The sequence below is a fragment of the Bacillus sp. PS237 genome (genome assembly GCF_037963345.1).
Classification (GTDB): domain Bacteria; phylum Bacillota; class Bacilli; order Bacillales; family Bacillaceae; genus Bacillus; species Bacillus subtilis.
The window spans coordinates 3,028,913-3,049,379 of record NZ_CP150156.1 but is presented as its reverse complement, the minus strand read 5'-3'; the positions used below and the strand labels follow the sequence as shown (position 1 = coordinate 3,049,379).

The window sequence follows — 20,467 nt, the reverse complement described above, 5'->3', positions numbered from 1 at the left end:
CTAGTAGGGGGTGCATGTGTTGACAGTACCGGAACATCCTTTTGGATTGATGGCAAAGGTATATCGAGATATTTTTCCGCTCGTTCATCAAGAGCTGGACATATGGAAGCAAAAATCAGAATCGATTCATAACAGTGAATTGAAAGCACAGGCAACCGCAAGTATTCGGGACAAAACGTTTCACTGTGAAGGCGGCGGCATACTGGCCTTATTGTCAGGCAGCCAAAAGCAGAAATGTGTCGAGTTTATCATCGCGTATCAAACGATTAGTGATTATTTGGACAATCTGTGTGACCGCAGCACCTCGCTGGACCCGCAGGATTTTCGGATGCTCCATGCCTCAATGCAGGACGCACTGACAGTTGGGGCGGAACTGCAAAACTATTATCAATTCAGGGAAGAACAGGATGACAGCGGATATTTGCATGAACTGGTTAAAACGTGCCAGCGTGTTCTCGGCTCCATTGAGCACTATGACATGATTAAACCTTATCTGCTTGAACTGTGCGGCTATTATTGCGATTTGCAGGTGCATAAGCACGTTATTGAGCATGAGCGTGTTCCGCGGCTTGAAAAGTGGTTTACTCAATATGAATCAGAGCTGCCTGAGATGGAATGGTATGAATTTTCAGCCTGTGCAGGCTCAACGTTAGGCATTTTCTGTCTGGTTGCGTATTCGTTCCAGCCTGATTTCACAGAAAGCACCGCTAAAAAAATCCGAGACAGTTATTTTCCTTACATACAGGGTCTTCATATTCTTCTTGATTATTTGATTGATCAAGAGGAGGACTTGCTGGAAGGAGACTTGAATTTCTGCTCGTATTATCAGTCTCATGAAGAGATGATGGACCGGCTTGAACACTTTATCCATAAAGCCGACGAGCATTTACAAGGCATTCCGCATGAAAACTTCCATCGTTTAATCAATCGCGGCTTGCTTGGCGTTTATTTGTCAGATGATAAAGTGGCAGGCCAAAAGGAAATGGGCCGGCTCGCAAAGAAGCTGATCAAAGCCAGCGGAAAAACCTCCCTTTTCTTTTATATCAACGGCAGAGCCTACCGGAAATTTCAAAAAATGTCCTGGATGAAAAATTCAAAGAAAAAAGCTCAAATCATTTGCTGATCTGAGCTTTTTTTTCGATGGCGACAATAAATGGCGGGTCATTTTGCTGATTGATAAACCCGTATGTTAATACACGGGCTGTTTGCTGGTCCAAGTCCCGGCAAAACTCGAGCACGTCGTTTTTTTCAGCTTTGCCTTCCGGGTGGCCATGATAGACGACGAGAACAATCAGACCTTCGTCTTTCATGATGCTGAGAAGCTGTTCAATGGCTTTGATCGTAGAACTGCCGTTTGTCGTAATTGATTTGTCCCCGCCCGGCAAATAGCCGAGGTTAAATACCGCGGCCGCCACTTTGCCATGTGTTTCAGGCGGGAGGGATTCAGCGATTTTATCATGGCTTTTGTGAAATAACGTTGTTCGCGCTTGATACATGTCACCGAGCCGTTCCTTTGTATTGGCCACGGCTGATTCTTGGATGTCGAATGCGTATACATGGCCGTTTTCACCGACAAGCTCCGCTAAAAACTGTGTATCATGTCCGTTGCCCATTGTCGCATCTACGACAATATCTCCCTCTCCCGCGGCCATTTTCAGCAGTTCTTTGCTGTAAGGAAGAATTTTCTTCAAAATCATAGCGCTGATTCCTCCTCAAGCCGTTGAAAGAACTTTCCTTGATAGCTGCCTCGATTTTCTAGCTCTTTATTAATGGCGCCAAGCACTTCCCATTTGTTGACGCTCCACATTGGCCCGATCATCAACTCAATCGGTCCGTCACCTGTAATGCGGTGGACGATCATTTCAGGCGGAATGATCTCAAGCTGATCGCAGACGAGCTGCACATAATCATCTTGAGAAAGAAATTCCAGCTTGCCCTTTTCATATTGTTTGACCATCGGCGTGCCTTTCAGTAGGTGAAGCAGATGGATTTTAATGCCCTGGACATCCAAATCTGCGACGGCCTTTGCCGTTTCCATCATCATGTCCCGGTCTTCCAAAGGCAGCCCGTTGATAATATGCGAGCAGACACGTATGCCGTGTTTTCTTAATTTATTGACGCCTTCCACATAGCAGTTAAAATCATGTGCGCGGTTGATCAAAAGTGCAGTCCGTTCATGAACTGTTTGAAGCCCAAGCTCCACCCACAAATACGTACGTTCATTCAGCTCTGCCAAGTAATCAACGACATCATCAGGCAGACAGTCCGGGCGTGTGGCGATCGAAATGCCGACCACATCATCTAAGGCGAGGACGGATTCGAATTTCTCACGAAGCACCTCAACCGGGGCGTGAGTGTTTGTGAAAGCCTGAAAATAAGCGATGTACTTGCCGTCCTTCCATTTTTCGTGCATGCGGTTTTTGATGTCATGGAATTGCGTAATTAAATCATCGGTCCGGTTTCCAGCAAAATCTCCGGAGCCTGCTGCGCTGCAAAACGTACAGCCTCCGTGGGCTACGGTGCCATCCCGATTTGGACAGTCAAAACCGCCGTCAAGCGCTACTTTAAACACCTTATGGCCGAAATGTTCTCTGAGATGATAATTCAATGTATGATAGCGTTTTTCCGTATTTGAATAAGGAAAAGGATTGTTCTGCATCACAATTCATGTGCCTCCTTGCGTACGATTGCATCCTAAAATTGTAGCACGCATTTCACAAGAGAACAAATGAATATCGACCATAAATTACTTTATTGAATAAAGTCAGATGAGGCTACAATATGAATGATGGATGATTTCCATTACCAAGAGGAGGGGTTACTGTGGCAACAAGACAATCAGTAGATGAACATCTCCAGCAATGTATGCAGGCCTATGATTATGCTGAAGAACAGCTGAAAATCGCTTCTAAACAAGAGCATTATAACGATCAAGAATATAGTGATGCACAAATGCAGCTAGAAGATGCGGTAAATGCCTTGAATAAACTATGGCTGTCGTCAAATGATCAGCAGAGAGAACAGCTGTACAGAATGAGACTTCAGCTTCAATCTTTGCAAAATAATATGATCCTGCAGCACCCTCTTGATGTGTAGGAAAACGGACCCTTTTAAAAGGGTCCGTTTTTTTGTAAAAAAAGGATTGACTTTGTGAGTCAAAGTATTTATTGTATTAAGTGTACTAATTGAAGTAATACACTATAGACACTAATATAAAATCATTTATATATTGACATTAAGGGAGGCAGTTATGAAACATAAAAAACGAAACAAACGTAACGTGCCAATGCTGATTGCGGCATCTGTGATCGCTTGTTCTTTTTTTCTTGTTCTTGTGATGATCGGTTTTGAATGGCAAAAAAGTATAATTGATCATTTTTATCTATAAAAGGTTCAGATCGTATAGAAAGTAGGGAAGTAAATGATTCAAATCGATCCAAGAAGCTCAACACCCATTTACGAACAAATTATTCAGCAAATGAAAGAGCTTTGTTTGAAAGGGATCATGAAGCCTGGTGATAAGCTTCCTTCTGTCAGAGAATTGGCAACGATCATTATTGCGAATCCGAACACTGTCAGCAAAGCGTATAAAGAACTTGAGCGAGAGGGGATTATTGAAACGCTGCGGGGCAGAGGGACCTATATATCGGAGAATGCAAAAACGACACTGGTTGAAGGGAAGATGACGATGATTAAAGAGCAACTCAAACAGCTCATCATCGATGCACACTATGCAGGGGTTGAGCTGGAAAAACTGCACGAATGGATAAAGGAAATCAGCGCTGATGTGAAGGGAGGCAAAAAAAATGATTGAACTGCGGCAGCTGTCAAAAGCGATTGACGGCAATCAAGTATTAAAAGATGTTTCATTAACAATCGAAAAAGGAGAAATCTTTGGATTGCTTGGACGCAATGGATCGGGCAAAACGACGATGCTTCGCTTAATCCAGCAAATCATTTTCGCTGACAGCGGAACGATTTTATTTGACGGCGTAGAAATCAAAAAGCACCCGAAAGTCAAACAAAATATCATCTACATGCCTGTTCAAAATCCGTTTTACGATAAGTATACATACAAGCAGTTAGTCGATATTTTGAGAAGAATATATCCGAAATTTGATGTCACGTACGCGAATGAGCTGATGAACAGATACGAAATTCCGGAAACGAAAAAATACCGTGAGCTGTCGACAGGCTTAAAAAAGCAGCTATCGCTCGTTCTGTCGTTTGCGGCGAGACCGGCGCTGATCCTCCTTGATGAGCCGACGGATGGTATTGATGCGGTGACAAGGCATGATGTGCTGCAGCTGATGGTCGATGAAGTGGCAGAGCGTGATACGAGCATCCTGATTACGTCCCACCGGCTTGAAGACATAGAGCGGATGTGCAACCGAATTGGTTTTCTTGAAGATAACAGCCTGACCAACGTCATGGATCTTGATGAGTTAAAAGAAGAATACATTAAAATTCAAATGGCCTTCGATACAGATGTCAATTTGGCCATCAGAGAGCAAAACATTCCGATGCTCGATCAGGCCGGCGTGTTTTACACAGTGCTGATTCCGAAAAGCGATGAGGAGAAAAAGAGCTTTTTGAGAGAGCTGAAGCCAAAAGTGTGGAATGAGCTTCCTGTCAACCTGGAAGAAGTGTTCATTGCGAAGTTTGGAGGGAAGCGGAGATGGTAGACCGAGGTCTCCTCTATCGAGAGTGGAAGCAGAATCAAGTGGTGATTTTGTTAAGTATCGCGTTTTTAGTATTGGCAAATCCGCTTTCTATCGTTAATACGTATTTGTCTTATCAAGGGTGTCTTGATCGCCAAGACCCGCAATATTGTGATTTTATTGTGAATTATTCCATAAGCAATCTGATAGATATCAACTGGGTGCCGGGTGTCATTTTGGCGGTCTGCTTCCTCGGAATGGAGCGTTCGAAAGGCACGATGGATTTTATATTAAGCCTCCCGTATAACAGAAGCCAAATTTTTCAGACAAAATTTTGGTTAGGCGGTTTTGTGATTGTGCTGTCACAATTGATTGGCTTTTTACTTGCATGGCTGCTGATTCTTGTCTATAACCCTGAACACGTCTACTTTTTTGAGCACAGCAGCATTGGAGTAATCGTGATAAGTTTTATGGCTTTTTCACTGGTGATGGCCGCCGGAGCGTTAACTGGAAATGCTTTTGCCCAACTGTTAACGGCGTTTTCAGCAGCTATATTGCCGTATTTAATTATTGCATTGCCGGTTGGAAACCTAGAAGTTGTTTTTGGTGCGAATATATGGGAAATATTCCCTTCCCCTGAGAGTTATTTCTCTCTGGCAAGCAATTTATCGAACCTAGTACCGATTAGTTACGTTGTAAATGAATGGCTGATTAACAGTAAATATCTTTTATTGATTCCAGCCGTAATGAGCATGCTATTTTACTTGATTGGCTTTATAAGCTTCAAGAAGCTTCCAAGTGAACGGAACGGACACTTTTTCTTATGGAACAGATTAGATCGCCCGGTGCAAATTCTGGTTATGGCTTTCGGCATCCTTGGATTTGGTTTATTTGGATACTATACCGGACATTCCATTATTGGTTATATTTTGGGTATGATCATTGGAGCAGTGGCTGGATTCTTTGTGAGCTACTTCTCTATTTATAAGAAAACAAAAGTGTAAGAAATGCCTTAGGTTTGGAGGGAAGTGAGTTGCCGGATTCCGGACTGCTTTACAAAGAGTGGCGGCAGAATAAAGTCGCCTTAGTTATCACCATTTTGGTTTTTATATTAGGTAATCCATTATCAATTTTAAATATGTATCTCATCTATCAAGGCTGTGTCACTGGAAAAGAAAATTGGGTCGGCCCCTGCGTATTCAGCGTTGATTATTTAAATAGCTCATTTATCTCATTGTTTTGGATTTGGGGAGTCGTTTTGGCGGTCAGCCAGCTTGGGATTGAACGTAGCAAGAGCTTCTTTGATTTTACATTAAGCCTTCCATATACACGAGGGCAGATATTTCATGCGAAGTTCCTTACCGGCGGAATGGTGATTGTGGTGCCGCAGCTCATAGGTTATGTTTTGTCTGTTTTGCTGATCATGCTTTTGAAGCCAGATCAGGCCGTTTATTTTCACAATTACAGCTTGGGAATGATTATTGTTAGCATGCTGGCTTATTCTTTGGTTATGGCCGGAGGAGCTTTGACAGGCAATAGTTTCGCACAGCTTCTAGTCTCATTTACCGTGGCCATTTCGCCGTTTTTACTCATCAGCCTGCCTGTGATCAACCTCGAGATCCTTTTTGGCGGATCAATAGATTTTATCCATGGTCCAGTACCTAAATGGGTGCAGTATTTCATTCCGATAATTTATGTAGACTCGAAATGGGCTGAGAATTCACCATATTATTTAGTCATTCCGGCTATCATGACTATCATTTTTTACATCATCGGCTATATTAGCTTTGTTAAAATGTCTAATGAAAGAAACGGATATTTCTTCTTATGGAAGCCGCTTAACCGCCCGGTGCAGATCATCGTTATTATCATAGGAATCATGGGCTTCGGCTATTTTGGATTTACTGCAAGCGAGAGCTTTGCCGGTTATCTCATTGGCATGGGTACAGGTGCGGTAATCGGTTTCTTGATTAGTTATTTTGCGATTTATAAAAAAATGAAACTTTTGTAAGGGAGAGAGAACATATGATTGATGTTCAGCATATCGACCATTCTTTCACGATCGGAAAAAAGGGCCGTGAGAATGAAGTTCCAGTATTGAAGGATGTTTCATTGAGCGTGGCGAAAGGGGAAATCGCCTGCATTGTCGGACGAAGCGGCTCAGGGAAATCAACGCTTTTGAATTTAATTTCCGGCTACATATCGCCGACAAAAGGGCGGATTGTCATTAATGGCACTGATGTTACGGGGTTTAATGAAAAGGAATGGGCGCAATTTCGGCTTGACCATTTCGGGTTTATTTTTCAGAGCTTTCAGCTCATCCCGGGTTTAACGACGTATGAGAATGTGGAAATGCCGCTGGCGTTAAAAGGAATCAAGCCATCTGAGCGGAAGCAAAAGGTGCAGGACATGCTGAAACGCGTCGGTCTGGAAAACCACGCCGCTCATTATCCGAATGAACTGTCAGGCGGCCAGCAGCAGCGTGTCAGTATTGCTCGAGCATTGATTTTAAATCCTTCGATTATCTTAGCGGATGAGCCGACGGGAAGCCTTGATTCAGAAACGGAACATGAAGTGCTGGAATTGATCCAGCAGCTGAATCGTGAGCGTGGCATTACATTTGTGATCATTACTCACGATGATGAAGTCGCTTCTATCGGACATTCAAAATTTCAGCTTCATGATGGTGTGCTAAAAGGAGGAATTACCGTTGAGGTTTAAGGATCAGGTTCATTTTATCAGAAGAAATATGAAGAAAAACAGGCTTCGCGTCTTTATGACGATTCTGGCGACAACAATGGCGTGTGCGTTTTTGGTTGTGTTGTCGTCCGTTGGATTTGGGATTCAAAAGACGATTACAGATATGACAATGAGCCAGCAGATTGTAACGAAAGTCAGCGTAATGGGCAAGGAAGGAGACAAGCCGATTAAAAAAGCTGATTTAGAGAAGTATGATCACGTAAGGTCAGTTGTAGAAAGAACGCAAGTGTATGAACCAAACAAAGCTACTTTAGGCAATCGTACAAATGAAAGCTCAAATCTCATTTTTACTAATATGAATGATGAATTAAAGGCCAATATGGAATTGGAAAAGGGAAGAGTCGCAAAGTCGGAAAATGAAATCGTAGTAGGATACGACTTCGCAAAGAGATTATTAACGAAAAAAGAATCGGAAGAATATAACAAAAAAATCGAGGAAGCAAAAGGAAATCCAGAAGATATAAAAGAACCAAAGGGCTATACGAAAGATATTCTAAATAAAACAATTGAACTAAGTGTATCGAAGACAGATTCTAAAACAGGGGATGTTACAAAAACAAAAACATATGACTTTAAAATTGTCGGTATTACAAAAAAACCATCTCAAGACTGGATGGAGGACTCAAATATTTTTATCAGTGATCAATTCAAAAAAGATTTTTCGGAATTCTTAGATTTCAAAGGCGGAAATGTTGAAACGAACATTGGTGTTTTTGCTGATAAGTTTGAGAATGTGGAACAGCTGACAAATGATCTAACAGATGACGGGTACTATGTCACATCAGTGACTACTGAACTTGAGGGAGCCAATACCTTCTTCATGGTCTTCAAAATCGGACTGATCTTTGTCGGATGTATCGCAGTTATCATTTCAGCGATCGGCATTTTTAACACGATGACGATGGCGGTGACAGAGAGAACGCAAGAGATCGGCATTATGAAAGCGATTGGGGCGAGCCCGTCAATCATTCGCCGAATGTTCTTGATGGAAAGCGCGTATATCGGAATTTTAGGCTGTGTGATTGGGATTATCATTTCTTACGGCGTGAGCTACCTTGTCAACCTGGCCGTTCCGATGATTCTTGCGGCCACAAGCGGTGGCGATGCGGGCGATTTGAATTACACATTCTCCTACATCCCGGCGAGCCTTGTGATCATTGCCGTTGTGATTTGCGGAGGGGTCGCAGTCATTTCCGGAATGAACCCGGCGAGAAAAGCTACCAAAACCAACGTGCTGACAGCGTTGAGAAGAGAATTATAATGCGAACGAGCCGGCTGAGACAGCCGGCTTTTTCTATAGCGCATGCTGGCGTTTTGCTATACACTTGATAAAAAAGGAAAAAGTGCGGTGAGTCGATTGTTTAAACTTTTGCTGATTGAAGATGATGAATCGCTGTTTCATGAAATCAAGGATCGTTTAACGGGATGGTCCTATGATGTATACGGCATTCAGGATTTCAGTCAGGTGCTGCAGGAATTTGCGGCGGTTAATCCTGATTGTGTCATTATTGATGTGCAGCTGCCTAAATTTGACGGCTTTCATTGGTGCCGTCTGATCCGCTCCCGGTCAAATGTTCCGATTCTCTTTTTATCCTCCCGGGATCATCCTGCTGATATGGTGATGTCCATGCAGCTCGGGGCAGATGACTTTATTCAAAAGCCATTTCATTTTGATGTGCTGATCGCGAAAATCCAAGCGATGTTCCGGCGTGTGCACCATTATAATACGGAGCCGAGTACGATTAAAACGTGGTGCGGCGCTGCTGTAGACGCGGAGCAGAACCTCGTCAGCAATGACAAAGGATCTGTTGAACTGACCAAAAATGAAATGTTCATTCTAAAACAATTAATAGAGCAAAAAAACAAGATCGTCAGCCGGGAAGAGCTGATCAGAAGCTTGTGGAACGATGAGCGTTTTGTTAGTGATAATACGCTGACCGTCAATGTCAATCGCCTGCGAAAAAAACTGGACGCCCTGCAGCTTGGTGCATATATCGAGACAAAGGTGGGCCAGGGCTACATCGCGAAGGAAGAGGACAAGTTCTATGATTAAAGCATTCCTTATCGAAAGGCGGAGCTGGATTGCCGCGTTTTTGTTTCAGCAGGCTTTGATGCTGTTCATTGCTTTTGTCGATCCTTCCATATCATTTGGGAATGTACTTTATATGGTGTATTTGTGCATCTTGTTTTTTATCATATTCCTTTGGTTCCGCTATCGGAAAGAAACAGCGTTTTATAAAAGCTTGAAAACATGGGAGAACAATCTCGATGTGACAGCCATAAATGAACCGGAAACGCCGTTTGAAGCAATGGTTGAAAGAAGCATTGCCGGGCAAACAGAACACTTGAAGCAGACCGCAGCACGGCATCGCTTAGCATTGGAAAATGAAAAAGATGAGCTGATGGCATGGATCCATGAGGTCAAAACTCCATTAACAGCGATGCATTTAATCATTGATAGAATGGAAGAAAAAGCACTGAAATCCCAGCTGTCATATGAATGGCTGCGTATTCACCTGCTTCTTGATCAGCAGCTTCATCAAAAACGCATTTCATTTATTGAAAACGACCTGTCAGTAGAATTCATTCAGCTTCAGCCTTTGATCTTTAAAGAAATCAAAGATTTACAATCGTGGTGTATCCAAAAAGGGATCGGTTTTGACATACAGCTCGAGGCCAAAGAAGTGCTGAGCGATGCAAAATGGCTGGCGTTTATCATCAGGCAGCTGCTGACAAACGCGGTGAAATACAGCGAAGCCTCTGAAATCGAGATCAAAAGCTTTCAAAAAGGGGAACAGACGCAGCTCCAAGTGAAAGATTGTGGCAGGGGCATTGATCCAAAAGATGTACCGCGTATTTTTGATAAAGGGTTTACATCCACAACGGATCACCATGATCAAGCGTCAACTGGCATGGGGCTGTACTTGGCAAAAAAAGCAGCGGCGCCGTTATTGATCCATATTGATGTTGAGTCGGAGTTTGGTGCGGGAACAGTTTTTACATTAACCTTTCCAATACGGAATCAATTTGAACATGTCATAAGCGTGTGACGAAAATGTCACATGCTTTTCTTTTTTGTTCGCCGTATCGAAGGAAAAGCCCGGCATTCCTTTTTATAATGAGATTATCCAATATAAAGGAGACTGCGTAAATGGTGATTTTAGAAGCGAATAAAATTCGAAAAAGTTATGGAAACAAGCTGAATAAACAGGAAGTGCTGAAGGGCATCGATATTCACATTGAAAAGGGCGAATTCGTCAGTATTATGGGTGCTTCCGGGTCGGGAAAAACCACTTTGCTCAACGTTCTGTCCTCAATCGATCAGGTCAGTCACGGAACCATTCATATTAATGGAAATGACATGACGGCTATGAAGGAAAAGCAGCTGGCTGAATTTAGAAAACAGCATTTAGGCTTTATCTTTCAGGATTACAATTTGTTAGACACATTGACAGTGAAAGAGAATATCCTTCTGCCTTTATCGATCACGAAACTATCAAAAAAGGAAGCCAATCGCAAGTTTGAGGAAGTTGCCAAGGAACTGGGAATATATGAATTGCGGGATAAATACCCGAATGAAATTTCCGGCGGCCAGAAGCAGAGAACATCCGCTGGAAGAGCGTTTATTCATGACCCGAGCATTATTTTCGCTGATGAACCGACCGGCGCGCTCGATTCGAAATCGGCCTCCGATCTATTAAATAAGCTGAGCCAGCTCAATCAAAAACGCAACGCGACGATTATTATGGTTACCCATGATCCCGTCGCTGCCAGCTACTGCGGCAGAGTCATTTTTATTAAGGACGGGCAAATGTATACACAGCTGAATAAAGGGGGCCAGGACAGGCAAACGTTTTTCCAGGATATTATGAAAACGCAAGGCGTGTTAGGCGGGGTGCAGCATGAACATTAATCAGCTCATCCTGCGAAATTTGAAAAAGAATCTCCGGAATTACTATTTGTATGTGTTTGCGCTCATCTTTAGCGTGGCGCTTTATTTCGCCTTTGTCACGCTGCAGTATGATCCAGCAATTAACGAAGTGAAGGCTTCAATCAAGGGAGCCGCGGCTATTAAAACCGCTTCGATTTTGCTTGTGGCTGTAGTGGCGATCTTCATTTTATATGCCAATACGATTTTTATTAAGAGACGGAGTAAAGAAATCGGGCTGTTTCAATTAATTGGAATGACGAAGCATAAAATTTTTCGCATCTTAAGTGCAGAAAATGTCATGCTGTATTTCGGTTCATTAGCGATCGGGGTAGCGGCCGGGTTTTCGATATCGAAGCTTGTCTTGATGATTCTGTTCAAAATTGTCGATGTCAAAGCGGATGCGAAACTGCATTTTTCTGAGCAGGCCTTGGTCCAAACGGTCATTGTGTTCTGCGGCATTTACCTTTTGATCATGATCATGAATTATACGTTTATCAAAAAACAGAGTATTTTATCTTTGTTTAAAGTAACGTCCTCCACTGAAGACAAAGTGAAGAAAATATCATTTTTCCAAATGCTGATCGGCGCTTTAGGCATCGTGTTGATTTTGACAGGATACTATGTGTCTTCTGAGCTGTTTGGCGGAAAATTTAAGACCATTAATGAACTGTTTGTTGCGATGAGCTTCATTCTGGGGAGCGTCATTATCGGGACGTTTTTGTTTTATAAAGGATCAGTTACGTTTATCTCGAATATCATTCGAAAAAGCAAGGGCGGCTACTTAAATATTTCTGAGGTTCTGTCACTGTCTTCGATCATGTTCAGAATGAAATCGAATGCGCTGCTGCTGACGATTATTACAACCGTTTCAGCGCTCGCCATCGGGCTGTTATCTCTTGCTTACATCTCGTATTACTCGTCGGAAAAGACCGCTGAACAAAATGTAGCGGCTGATTTTTCATTCATGAATGAGAAAGATGCCAAGTTATTTGAAAACAAATTGAGGGAAAGCAACATCTCGTTTGTAAAAAAGGCAACACCTGTCCTGCAAGCAAATGTTGACATTGCAAATATTATGGATGGAACTCCGAAAGAGATGCAGGGCGATCCCGGCAATATGCAGCTTGCTGTTGTTAGCGACAAAGATGTAAAAGGAGTCGATGTGGCGGCTGGAGAAGCCGTTTTCTCAGGATACACCGACTTGCTGCAAAAAATAATGGTTTTCAAGGACTCTGGTGTTATTAAAGTAAAAAGCAAGCACGAGACGCAGCCATTAAAATATAAAGGATTAAGAGAAGAGTTTCTTGTGTCCTACACGTTTACAAGCGGGGGCATGCCCGCTGTCATTGTGGATGACAGCCTGTTTAAACAGCTGGACAAGGATAAAGACCCCCGCATTCAGCTGGCGCAATCTACATTTATCGGCGTCAATGTGAAACATGACGATCAAATGGAAAAAGCAAATGAGCTTTTTCAACAGGTGAACAAGAAAAACGAGCATTTATCAAGACTAGATACAAGCGCTGCGCAAAAATCACTGTTTGGTATGGTGATGTTCATCGTCGGCTTCTTAGGGTTAACGTTCCTGATTACATCAGGTTGTATCCTTTATTTTAAACAAATGGGTGAAAGTGAAGATGAAAAACCGAGCTATACAATTTTAAGAAAACTCGGCTTTACGCAGGGCGACCTGATAAAGGGGATACGCATCAAACAAATGTACAACTTCGGCATTCCGCTCGTTGTCGGCCTCTTCCACAGTTACTTTGCCGTCCAATCCGGCTGGTTCTTATTCGGATCAGAGGTATGGGCGCCTATGATTATGGTGATGGTGTTATATACTGCGCTCTACTCCATTTTTGGTTTTCTGTCAGTTCTTTATTATAAGAAGGTCATTAAATCGTCGTTGTGAAACAGAAAAAGCTCCAGACATTCTGGAGCTTTTTGTTTATCGTTTTGGCGCCCGATAACCGGCGGCTTCAGCTTCTTCAACTGAGCAAAACATTTCAGCCGGATCGGTTGTCCGGTCGTAGTATGTACTGCCTGGCGTGTGGTAGATGCCGTTTCTGCTTCCTTTGATATTACAGCCTTCTGCTTTGTCAGCTGTTTTGGTTTCATCACTTTTACTCGTATTGTTTGAAGAACTTCCAGTGTCTTCATGAGAGCTGGCGGTTTGGCTTTCCGTCTCTTTTAATTGATTTTCAAGCTTTGTTTTATCTTGTCGAAGTGTTTCATTTTCAGCCTTTGCCGTTTTTGCATCTTCTTTGAGCTGCTTTTGATTTTCTTGAAGCTCTTTAATCTCAGCTTTTAATGATTTCTGAGTCTTTTTTAGATCGCTATTTTCGTTTTTAAGCTTCTCAAGCTTGTCTTGATCTTCTTTGTTGTCTTTTAATTTCTTTGCTTCAGAGCTGACAGATTTATATTCTTTCTCAAGTTCTTCGTGCTCTTTTGTGAGGTTTTTATATTCGGCGTTTAGCGCTGAATATTTTTTCTCGGCATTTGCTGCGGCAGTGTCAGGTTCTGCCAATGCTGCCCCGGTAAAGAGCAGCACAAGGCCTCCAATGAAAAGCGGCCAAAAAAGTCTCTTTGAGAAACGTTTTTCCTTTTTCAGTACATATCTGACAAGGTGATATAATCCATAGCCCAGTGCAATGAGACATGCCAGAAAACCTAAGAATGCTAATACCATTTCCATAATATGACCCCTTTTTCTATTTATTTTACATTTTTCAAACAATATTTGTTAGATTTTTTCACGCTCATCAGTTGAAAAATGTGAGAGAGACAGATAGAATGAATGTGCTATGATAACTGGATTCGTACGGAGCCGTTTTAGGTTTCGTTTTTTTCATGAGCTTTTTTAGGTAAGAAAGGGGGATGAGTATGCCGCGTGCTCTTAAAATTTTAGTCATTGGAATGTTTATCAATGTGACGGGTGCTTCTTTTTTATGGCCGCTGAATACGATTTATATCCATAATCATTTAGGAAAGTCGTTAACAGTAGCCGGACTTGTCCTGATGCTGAATTCCGGCGCCAGTGTGGCTGGCAATTTATGCGGAGGTTTTTTGTTTGATAAAATCGGCGGTTTTAAATCGATTATGCTTGGGATAGCCATTACGTTAGCAAGCCTGATGGGTCTTGTCTTTTTTCATGATTGGCCAGCCTATATTGTGCTGCTGACGATTGTGGGCTTTGGCTCCGGTGTTGTTTTTCCGGCAAGCTACGCAATGGCGGGATCGGTATGGCCTGAAGGGGGAAGGAAGGCATTTAATGCGATATATGTCGCGCAAAACGCGGGCGTGGCCGTTGGTTCAGCGCTTGGCGGTGTCGTGGCATCTTTCTCGTTTTCATATGTATTTTTGGCAAATGCCGTATTGTATCTGATCTTTTTCTTTATTGTATATTTCGGATTTCGAAATATTCAAACGGGCGATGCATCCCAAACATCCGTGCTTGATTATGATGCTGTGAACAGCAAAGCAAAATTTGCCGCACTGATCATTTTAAGCGGAGGCTATGTACTCGGATGGCTGGCTTATTCTCAGTGGTCAACCACAATTGCTTCGTACACACAAAGCATTGGAATATCTCTTTCCTTATACAGCGTGCTGTGGACGGTTAACGGAATTCTCATTGTGCTCGGCCAGCCGCTCGTCAGTTTTGTGGTGAAAAAATGGGCCGAGTCGCTAAAAGCGCAAATGGTCATCGGCTTTATCATTTTTATTGTGTCTTTCAGCATGCTGCTGACTGCAAAGCAATTTCCGATGTTTCTCGCTGCGATGGTGATCCTGACTATCGGAGAAATGCTTGTTTGGCCTGCTGTGCCGACTATTGCCAATCAGCTTGCCCCTAAAGGGAAAGAAGGCTTTTATCAAGGCTTTGTCAACAGTGCGGCGACAGGCGGCAGAATGATTGGTCCCCTGTTCGGAGGAGTGCTTGTCGATCATTACGGCATTAGGGCTCTTGTTTTATCTCTGTTGGTATTGCTGCTGATCAGTATTGCCACAACGCTTCTATATGACAAACGGATAAAATCAGCTAAAGAAACAAATAAGCAGGCATCAATCTCTTCATAATAAAAGATCCCGCCGAATGAGCGGGATCTTTCAGCGTGTCGACAAACCCTCGCATTCGTTGTCAGGCCTGCGCTTCGGTGCTCACGAATTAGAACATTCGCTCCGCTCCTATGCTCGTCCTTCCTAGACTTCAAGGGTTTTCAATCACGCTGAAAAGATGACAAAATCCTAAAATGAAAACCATTTTAGGATTTTGTCAACAATCTGAAAGATCCAGCTGGGTGAGCGGGATCTTTTTACATAATCGGAAGCACTTTAACGGCATCCTTTACATTTGAATATGTTTTCAGCGACGAAAAATTGGCATCCAGTTTATTCATTTTCATAGCCAATTCAGGCTTAATGCCAGTAATGATTAACTCAGTTCCGGTCAATTTCAGCAAATGGCTCAGCTTGAAAATTTGGTCGGCCGTTTGTTCGTTCACTTGGGCCAATCCGGATAAATCAATGATCAAATAATCATCTTTGGATGTTGATAAGATATTCGTCAATGTGCAAACGATGGAATTAAATCGCTCCTCTGTCAGGTTTCCGACTAGCGGAAGAGCCGAAATGCCATTGCGAATCGGGACAATAGGAGTTGAAAGTGCAGTAATTTCCGTGAGGGAATCCTCGAGAAGCTTTTCATATTCTTTTTGCTTGGTGATATCATTCTGAATTCCGACAAAATACGTTTTATCCTCTATTTCCATTGGATCAATATTTAATTCATTCCAGAACATCGTTCCGTCTTTTTTGTAGTTTTGGATCTGAACGGTGACCGGTTCTTTATTTTGTAAAGCGGTTCTGATGTTGTCCACTTCTGCAGGATCTGTGTGTTTCCCCTGTAAGAAGCGACAGTTCTTTCCTAAAATTTCCTCGGTCTCGTAGCCGGTCATTTGAACAAAGCCTTGATTTACGTAGACAATAGGATTATCTTCAAGTGCGGGATCTGTAATTACCACACCGACTCGCACGTGATCAAGTGCTTTTTTGATGACTTCCAGCTGTCCTGGTATCCCAAATGATTGAAAACTAGCCATATAAATCCCCCTTAGGCCGTCAGCTTGCTATGCGAAAGCCTGATATTCCCCTTTTTAAAAATGAATTCTACAGTAACCGTAGCACAACACATGTTCTGATTCAAGCAAGTGCAGTTTGTTGTTTGTCATTAGGGCTTGTCCTCGTATACACTAAAAATAAGAACAGAATTTGAACATATGAACGGAAAGGTTTTCTACATGCTAAATAGGTGACTAGGTCAATGTCACTGGGTGAAAAATGAATCCAATGCATCAAGCTTACCGATCATGTGTTCACATATAATGGAAGAAACAAGCTTTTTACAGATTTGCCGGTATGTAGATATCGAAAATCATCGGAATCGTTTAAGGGGGCTGGATGGCCTGAAGTCGCTTTACGAAATAAGGGCTTTAGGAAGGTGATGATGAAGATGCTGCATCAGGTACTCATTGCTTGTGTAATTGGAGGAATCATGGGGATTCTCGGTCATGTGAAAAAGAGAGGCAGGCTGGAGAAGCCCAGAATGACGAAGCGGTTTATCTACCTTGGATTTTTGGAAGATTGGTTTATCGGCATGACGGCTTCCATTTTACTTGTATTATCCGCTGACCCCGATTCAGGAATTCAACTTGTCATCTTATCCATTATCTCAGGCTACGGCGGTGAAGCTGTTCTCAGAAGTTTTGACTTTGTGAGAGAACTGAACAGCGGCGGCGAACCGGCCGAGTCCAAACGTCAAACCAAAACTCCACCCGAATAATTGTCCTCAATCTCCGCCCGTTCAGGGTACATTCCCATTGTATACAAACCTGCTTGCACTTATGAACAGAATTCTATAAAATACAGTTAGATTACGGTTGCGATAAGAACAATGAAGAGGAGCAGTAAGAAACAGATATTGTTGCAGAGAGTTGACGGCTGGTGAAAGTCAATCAAGTTTGTTTCCGAACTCACCTCAGAGTTGCAGCGGTGAAAAGCCGCTGACGCATAACTGCGTTAAAAGTATCAAGTGAGTGCGGCGTATGCCGCGCTAACGAGGGTGGTACCGCGGGAAAACGAAAGTCTCTCGTCCCTTTTTGGGATGAGGGAGTTTTTTTTAGTTTGGGAATATTCTGAATATAATCCTCTCCTTCCCGTCAATACTTGAACCATACACGCCGTATTCAATCAGAAGGAGGTTTTTACTTTGAGTTTTCAGCACAAAGAGATAGAAAAGAAATGGCAGACATATTGGCTTGAAAACAAAACATTTGCCACTCTTGATAATAATGAAAAACAAAAATTTTACGCGCTGGACATGTTTCCTTATCCGTCTGGAGCTGGGTTGCACGTCGGCCATCCTGAAGGATACACAGCTACGGATATTCTGTCCCGCATGAAGCGCATGCAGGGCTATGATGTCCTTCATCCAATGGGCTGGGACGCATTCGGCCTGCCAGCTGAACAGTACGCGCTTGACACAGGGAACGACCCCGCTGTGTTTACGAAGCAGAATATTGATAACTTCCGCCGCCAAATTCAAGCGCTTGGCTTCTCATATGACTGGGATCGCGAAATCAATACGACTGACCCTGAATACTATAAATGGACGCAATGGATTTTCTTAAAGCTATACGAAAAAGGCCTTGCTTACGTTGACGAAGTGCCTGTAAACTGGTGCCCTGCGCTCGGTACTGTTCTTGCCAACGAAGAAGTCATTGACGGCAAGAGCGAACGCGGCGGCCATCCGGTAGAGAGACGCCCAATGAAGCAGTGGATGCTGAAAATCACCGCTTATGCGGACAGGCTCCTTGAGGACTTGGAAGAGCTTGATTGGCCGGAAAGCATTAAAGATATGCAGCGCAACTGGATCGGCCGTTCGGAAGGCGCTCACGTTCATTTTGCTATAGATGGACATGATGATTCCTTTACAGTGTTTACAACAAGACCAGATACGCTGTTTGGCGCTACATACACTGTCCTTGCCCCGGAACACGCATTGGTGGAAAACATCACAACGGCAGAGCAAAAAGAAGCTGTTGAAGCTTATATCAAAGAAATTCAATCAAAGAGTGACCTAGAACGCACAGATCTTGCGAAAACAAAGACAGGCGTATTTACAGGAGCGTATGCGATCAATCCTGTAAACGGAGAAAAACTGCCGATTTGGATTGCGGATTATGTTCTTGCATCATACGGAACAGGTGCTGTCATGGCAGTTCCAGGACACGATGAGCGTGATTTTGAATTCGCCAAAACATTCGGCCTTCCGGTGAAGGAAGTCGTAAAAGGCGGGAACGTTGAGGAAGCAGCCTATACTGGCGACGGCGAGCACGTGAACTCTGATTTCCTGAACGGCCTTCACAAACAGGAAGCGATTGAAAAAGTGATCGCTTGGCTGGAAGAAACGAAAAACGGTGAGAAGAAAGTGACGTACCGTCTTCGTGACTGGCTCTTCAGCCGCCAGCGTTATTGGGGCGAGCCGATTCCGGTCATTCATTGGGAAGACGGAACGTCAACAGCTGTCCCGGAAGAGGAGCTGCCGCTGATTTTGCCAAAAACGGATGAAATCAAACCGAGCGGAACGGGCGAATCACCGCTTGCGAACATTAAAGAGTGGGTGGAAGTCACAGACCCTGAGACAGGGAAAAAAGGAAGAAGAGAAACGAATACAATGCCGCAATGGGCGGGAAGCTGCTGGTATTTCTTGCGCTATATTGATCCGCACAATCCGGATCAGCTGGCATCACCAGAAAAATTGGAAAAATGGCTTCCGGTCGATATGTATATCGGCGGTGCAGAACATGCCGTGCTTCACCTTCTGTATGCCCGCTTCTGGCATAAGTTCCTTTATGATATCGGCGTAGTGCCGACGAAAGAACCGTTCCAAAAGCTGTACAACCAAGGAATGATTCTCGGCGAAAACAACGAAAAAATGAGTAAATCTAAAGGGAACGTTGTCAATCCTGACGAAATCGTGGCCTCTCACGGTGCTGATACGCTGAGATTGTACGAAATGTTCATGGGACCTCTTGATGCTTCAATCGCCTGGTCTGAATCAGGATTAGACGGTGCGCGCCGTTTCCTTGACCGTGTATGGCGCCTATTTATTGAAGACAGCGGTGAGCTTAATGGAAAAATCGTTGAAGGCGCGGGTGAAACATTGGAGCGCGTCTATCATGAAACGGTCATGAAAGTCACAGACCATTATGAAGGCCTTCGTTTCAACACGGGTATTTCCCAGCTGATGGTCTTTATTAATGAAGCTTATAAAGCAACAGAACTGCCGAAAGAATATATGGAAGGCTTCGTGAAGCTTCTTTCTCCTGTCGCGCCACACTTAGCGGAAGAGCTATGGGAGAAGCTTGGCCATTCCGGCACAATTGCCTACGAAGCTTGGCCTGTATATGATGAAACAAAACTTGTGGATGATGAAGTTGAAATCGTTGTTCAGCTGAACGGAAAAGTAAAAGCGAAATTACAGGTTCCTGCCGATGCAACGAAAGAACAGCTGGAACAGCTTGCTCAAGCAGATGAAAAGGTCAAAGAGCAGCTTGAAGGCAAAACGATTCGGAAAATCATCGCGGTGCCTGGGAAGCTTGTCAATATTGTGGCAAACTAAGCCTAGAAAAAATCCCCTTTGCCAAAAGGGGATTTTTTTTCATCAGTCTCAGAATAGCAATCGTTCGGCTGACTTTGATATACTGAACATGATCACTGTGAATAGGAGTGTTTTCTTTGGAAATAAAAGAAATCAGCACAGCCGCTTTGAAAGAAAAAATTGAGGCGGACGAAGAATTATATTTAATTGATGTCAGAGAAGATGAAGAGGTAGCGGAAGGCATGATCCCGCAAGCCGTTCATATTCGCATGGGGGATATTCCTGAAAAAATGGAAACCCTTGATAAAGACAAAGAGTACGTATTTATCTGCCGCTCAGGAATGCGCAGCATGAACGTCTGCAAGTACCTGGATGAGCAAGGCTTTAAAACAGTCAATGTTGAAGGCGGCATGATGGCCTGGGAAGGCGAAACAAAACCAAAAAACTAGGGGAGAG

The 20,467-nt window shown here is 43.3% G+C and carries 21 protein-coding genes and 1 other annotated feature; of the genes, 17 read left to right on the top strand and 4 right to left on the bottom strand.

Annotation, left to right across the window (positions count from 1 at the left end; all coding sequences use genetic code 11):
- The first annotated feature begins 19 nt into the window (after positions 1 to 19).
- Entirely contained in the window at positions 20 to 1,123 is a 1,104-nt protein-coding gene (gene tbcS / locus NST22_RS15850; RefSeq protein ID WP_004399076.1) for a tetraprenyl-beta-curcumene synthase, read from the top strand.
- Here the strand turns inward: tbcS and NST22_RS15845 are convergent.
- Positions 1,113 to 1,697 carry a class I SAM-dependent methyltransferase gene (locus NST22_RS15845; RefSeq protein ID WP_004398483.1) on the bottom strand — a complete coding sequence of 195 codons (585 nt, stop codon included), beginning with the start codon at positions 1,695 to 1,697 and terminating at the stop codon, positions 1,113 to 1,115. The two genes, tbcS and NST22_RS15845, sit on opposite strands and share 11 nt — an antisense overlap.
- Entirely contained in the window at positions 1,694 to 2,662 is a 969-nt protein-coding gene (locus NST22_RS15840) for a TIGR01212 family radical SAM protein (RefSeq protein WP_009968016.1), read from the bottom strand. The genes NST22_RS15845 and NST22_RS15840 overlap by 4 nt, the downstream gene beginning before the upstream one ends.
- Before the next feature lie 161 nt (positions 2,663 to 2,823).
- On the opposite strand from NST22_RS15840, the gene NST22_RS15835 reads away from it, so the two are divergent.
- The 12 genes from NST22_RS15835 (at position 2,824) to bceB (ending at position 13,264) form a co-directional block, all read left to right on the top strand.
- Entirely contained in the window at positions 2,824 to 3,096 is a 273-nt protein-coding gene (locus NST22_RS15835; RefSeq protein WP_003229117.1) for a YtzC family protein, read from the top strand.
- Positions 3,097 to 3,250: 154 nt separating this feature from the next.
- Positions 3,251 to 3,388, top strand: coding sequence for a hypothetical protein (locus tag NST22_RS15830; protein ID WP_003229119.1), 138 nt, complete (start codon positions 3,251 to 3,253; stop codon positions 3,386 to 3,388).
- A gap of 33 nt (positions 3,389 to 3,421) precedes the next feature.
- Positions 3,422 to 3,814, top strand: coding sequence for a GntR family transcriptional regulator YtrA (gene ytrA / locus NST22_RS15825; protein ID WP_003229121.1), 393 nt, complete (start codon positions 3,422 to 3,424; stop codon positions 3,812 to 3,814).
- Entirely contained in the window at positions 3,807 to 4,685 is an 879-nt protein-coding gene (gene ytrB / locus NST22_RS15820) for an ABC transporter ATP-binding protein YtrB (protein WP_004398506.1), read from the top strand. Before ytrA ends, ytrB begins: the two co-directional genes overlap by 8 nt.
- The gene (ytrC, locus tag NST22_RS15815; RefSeq protein WP_003246175.1) at positions 4,679 to 5,665 is read left to right on the top strand and encodes an ABC transporter permease YtrC; all 987 of its coding nucleotides are present in this window, start codon (positions 4,679 to 4,681) and stop codon (positions 5,663 to 5,665) included. The genes ytrB and ytrC overlap by 7 nt, the downstream gene beginning before the upstream one ends.
- 29 nt (positions 5,666 to 5,694) lie before the next feature.
- Positions 5,695 to 6,672, top strand: a complete 978-nt coding sequence (gene ytrD / locus NST22_RS15810) for an ABC transporter permease YtrD (RefSeq protein ID WP_004398887.1) — start codon at positions 5,695 to 5,697, stop codon at positions 6,670 to 6,672.
- 14 nt (positions 6,673 to 6,686) lie between these two features.
- Positions 6,687 to 7,382 (top strand): ABC transporter ATP-binding protein YtrE, encoded by a 696-nt coding sequence (ytrE, locus tag NST22_RS15805; RefSeq protein WP_003229129.1) that lies wholly within the window; start codon positions 6,687 to 6,689, stop codon positions 7,380 to 7,382.
- On the top strand, positions 7,372 to 8,682 hold the full coding sequence (gene ytrF, locus NST22_RS15800) for an ABC transporter permease YtrF (protein WP_004398682.1): 1,311 nt from the start codon (positions 7,372 to 7,374) through the stop codon (positions 8,680 to 8,682). The genes ytrE and ytrF overlap by 11 nt, the downstream gene beginning before the upstream one ends.
- A 96-nt stretch (positions 8,683 to 8,778) precedes the next feature.
- Complete coding sequence (gene bceR, locus NST22_RS15795) at positions 8,779 to 9,474, top strand: two-component response regulator BceR (RefSeq protein ID WP_004399109.1); 696 nt, start codon at positions 8,779 to 8,781, stop codon at positions 9,472 to 9,474.
- A complete protein-coding gene (gene bceS, locus NST22_RS15790) occupies positions 9,467 to 10,471 on the top strand; it encodes a two-component sensor histidine kinase BceS (RefSeq protein ID WP_004398652.1) in 1,005 nt (334 codons plus the stop codon). Before bceR ends, bceS begins: the two co-directional genes overlap by 8 nt.
- Before the next feature lie 101 nt (positions 10,472 to 10,572).
- Positions 10,573 to 11,334 carry a bacitracin ABC transporter ATP-binding protein BceA gene (gene bceA, locus NST22_RS15785; protein ID WP_003229137.1) on the top strand — a complete coding sequence of 254 codons (762 nt, stop codon included), beginning with the start codon at positions 10,573 to 10,575 and terminating at the stop codon, positions 11,332 to 11,334.
- Positions 11,324 to 13,264, top strand: a complete 1,941-nt coding sequence (gene bceB / locus NST22_RS15780; RefSeq protein ID WP_003229139.1) for a bacitracin ABC transporter permease BceB — start codon at positions 11,324 to 11,326, stop codon at positions 13,262 to 13,264. Before bceA ends, bceB begins: the two co-directional genes overlap by 11 nt.
- 36 nt (positions 13,265 to 13,300) lie before the next feature.
- On the opposite strand, the gene NST22_RS15775 is transcribed toward bceB, so the two are convergent.
- Positions 13,301 to 14,047, bottom strand: coding sequence for an LMBR1 domain-containing protein (locus NST22_RS15775; RefSeq protein WP_003229141.1), 747 nt, complete (start codon positions 14,045 to 14,047; stop codon positions 13,301 to 13,303).
- Between the two features lie 188 nt (positions 14,048 to 14,235).
- Between NST22_RS15775 and NST22_RS15770 the strand changes: the two genes are divergently transcribed.
- Positions 14,236 to 15,429, top strand: a complete 1,194-nt coding sequence (locus tag NST22_RS15770; protein ID WP_004398741.1) for an MFS transporter — start codon at positions 14,236 to 14,238, stop codon at positions 15,427 to 15,429.
- Between the two features lie 236 nt (positions 15,430 to 15,665).
- On the opposite strand, the gene NST22_RS15765 is transcribed toward NST22_RS15770, so the two are convergent.
- Positions 15,666 to 16,451 (bottom strand): blue-light photoreceptor, encoded by a 786-nt coding sequence (locus tag NST22_RS15765; protein WP_004399022.1) that lies wholly within the window; start codon positions 16,449 to 16,451, stop codon positions 15,666 to 15,668.
- 404 nt (positions 16,452 to 16,855) lie between these two features.
- Here NST22_RS15765 and NST22_RS15760 point away from each other — a divergent pair, with 404 nt between their 5' ends.
- The 3 genes from NST22_RS15760 (at position 16,856) to NST22_RS15750 (ending at position 20,460) form a co-directional block, all read left to right on the top strand.
- Positions 16,856 to 17,191 carry a DUF4257 domain-containing protein gene (locus tag NST22_RS15760; protein ID WP_003246114.1) on the top strand — a complete coding sequence of 112 codons (336 nt, stop codon included), beginning with the start codon at positions 16,856 to 16,858 and terminating at the stop codon, positions 17,189 to 17,191.
- Between the two features lie 102 nt (positions 17,192 to 17,293).
- Positions 17,294 to 17,508: a binding site (T-box leader), on the top strand.
- Positions 17,509 to 17,617: 109 nt separating this feature from the next.
- Positions 17,618 to 20,032, top strand: coding sequence for a leucine--tRNA ligase (leuS, locus tag NST22_RS15755; RefSeq protein WP_003246072.1), 2,415 nt, complete (start codon positions 17,618 to 17,620; stop codon positions 20,030 to 20,032).
- Between the two features lie 116 nt (positions 20,033 to 20,148).
- Entirely contained in the window at positions 20,149 to 20,460 is a 312-nt protein-coding gene (locus NST22_RS15750; RefSeq protein ID WP_004398993.1) for a rhodanese-like domain-containing protein, read from the top strand.
- Positions 20,461 to 20,467 lie beyond the last annotated feature (7 nt).

Coding starts and splice junctions, on each gene's coding strand:
- NST22_RS15845 (WP_004398483.1), bottom strand. CDS start 1,697: ATGATTTTGAAGAAAATTCTTCCTTACAGCAAAGAACTGCTGAAAATG.
- NST22_RS15830 (WP_003229119.1), top strand. CDS start 3,251: ATGAAACATAAAAAACGAAACAAACGTAACGTGCCAATGCTGATTGCG.
- ytrA (WP_003229121.1), top strand. CDS start 3,422: ATGATTCAAATCGATCCAAGAAGCTCAACACCCATTTACGAACAAATT.
- ytrB (WP_004398506.1), top strand. CDS start 3,807: ATGATTGAACTGCGGCAGCTGTCAAAAGCGATTGACGGCAATCAAGTA.
- ytrC (WP_003246175.1), top strand. CDS start 4,679: ATGGTAGACCGAGGTCTCCTCTATCGAGAGTGGAAGCAGAATCAAGTG.
- ytrE (WP_003229129.1), top strand. CDS start 6,687: ATGATTGATGTTCAGCATATCGACCATTCTTTCACGATCGGAAAAAAG.
- bceS (WP_004398652.1), top strand. CDS start 9,467: ATGATTAAAGCATTCCTTATCGAAAGGCGGAGCTGGATTGCCGCGTTT.
- bceA (WP_003229137.1), top strand. CDS start 10,573: ATGGTGATTTTAGAAGCGAATAAAATTCGAAAAAGTTATGGAAACAAG.
- bceB (WP_003229139.1), top strand. CDS start 11,324: ATGAACATTAATCAGCTCATCCTGCGAAATTTGAAAAAGAATCTCCGG.
- NST22_RS15775 (WP_003229141.1), bottom strand. CDS start 14,047: ATGGAAATGGTATTAGCATTCTTAGGTTTTCTGGCATGTCTCATTGCA.
- NST22_RS15770 (WP_004398741.1), top strand. CDS start 14,236: ATGCCGCGTGCTCTTAAAATTTTAGTCATTGGAATGTTTATCAATGTG.
- NST22_RS15765 (WP_004399022.1), bottom strand. CDS start 16,451: ATGGCTAGTTTTCAATCATTTGGGATACCAGGACAGCTGGAAGTCATC.
- NST22_RS15760 (WP_003246114.1), top strand. CDS start 16,856: ATGAAGATGCTGCATCAGGTACTCATTGCTTGTGTAATTGGAGGAATC.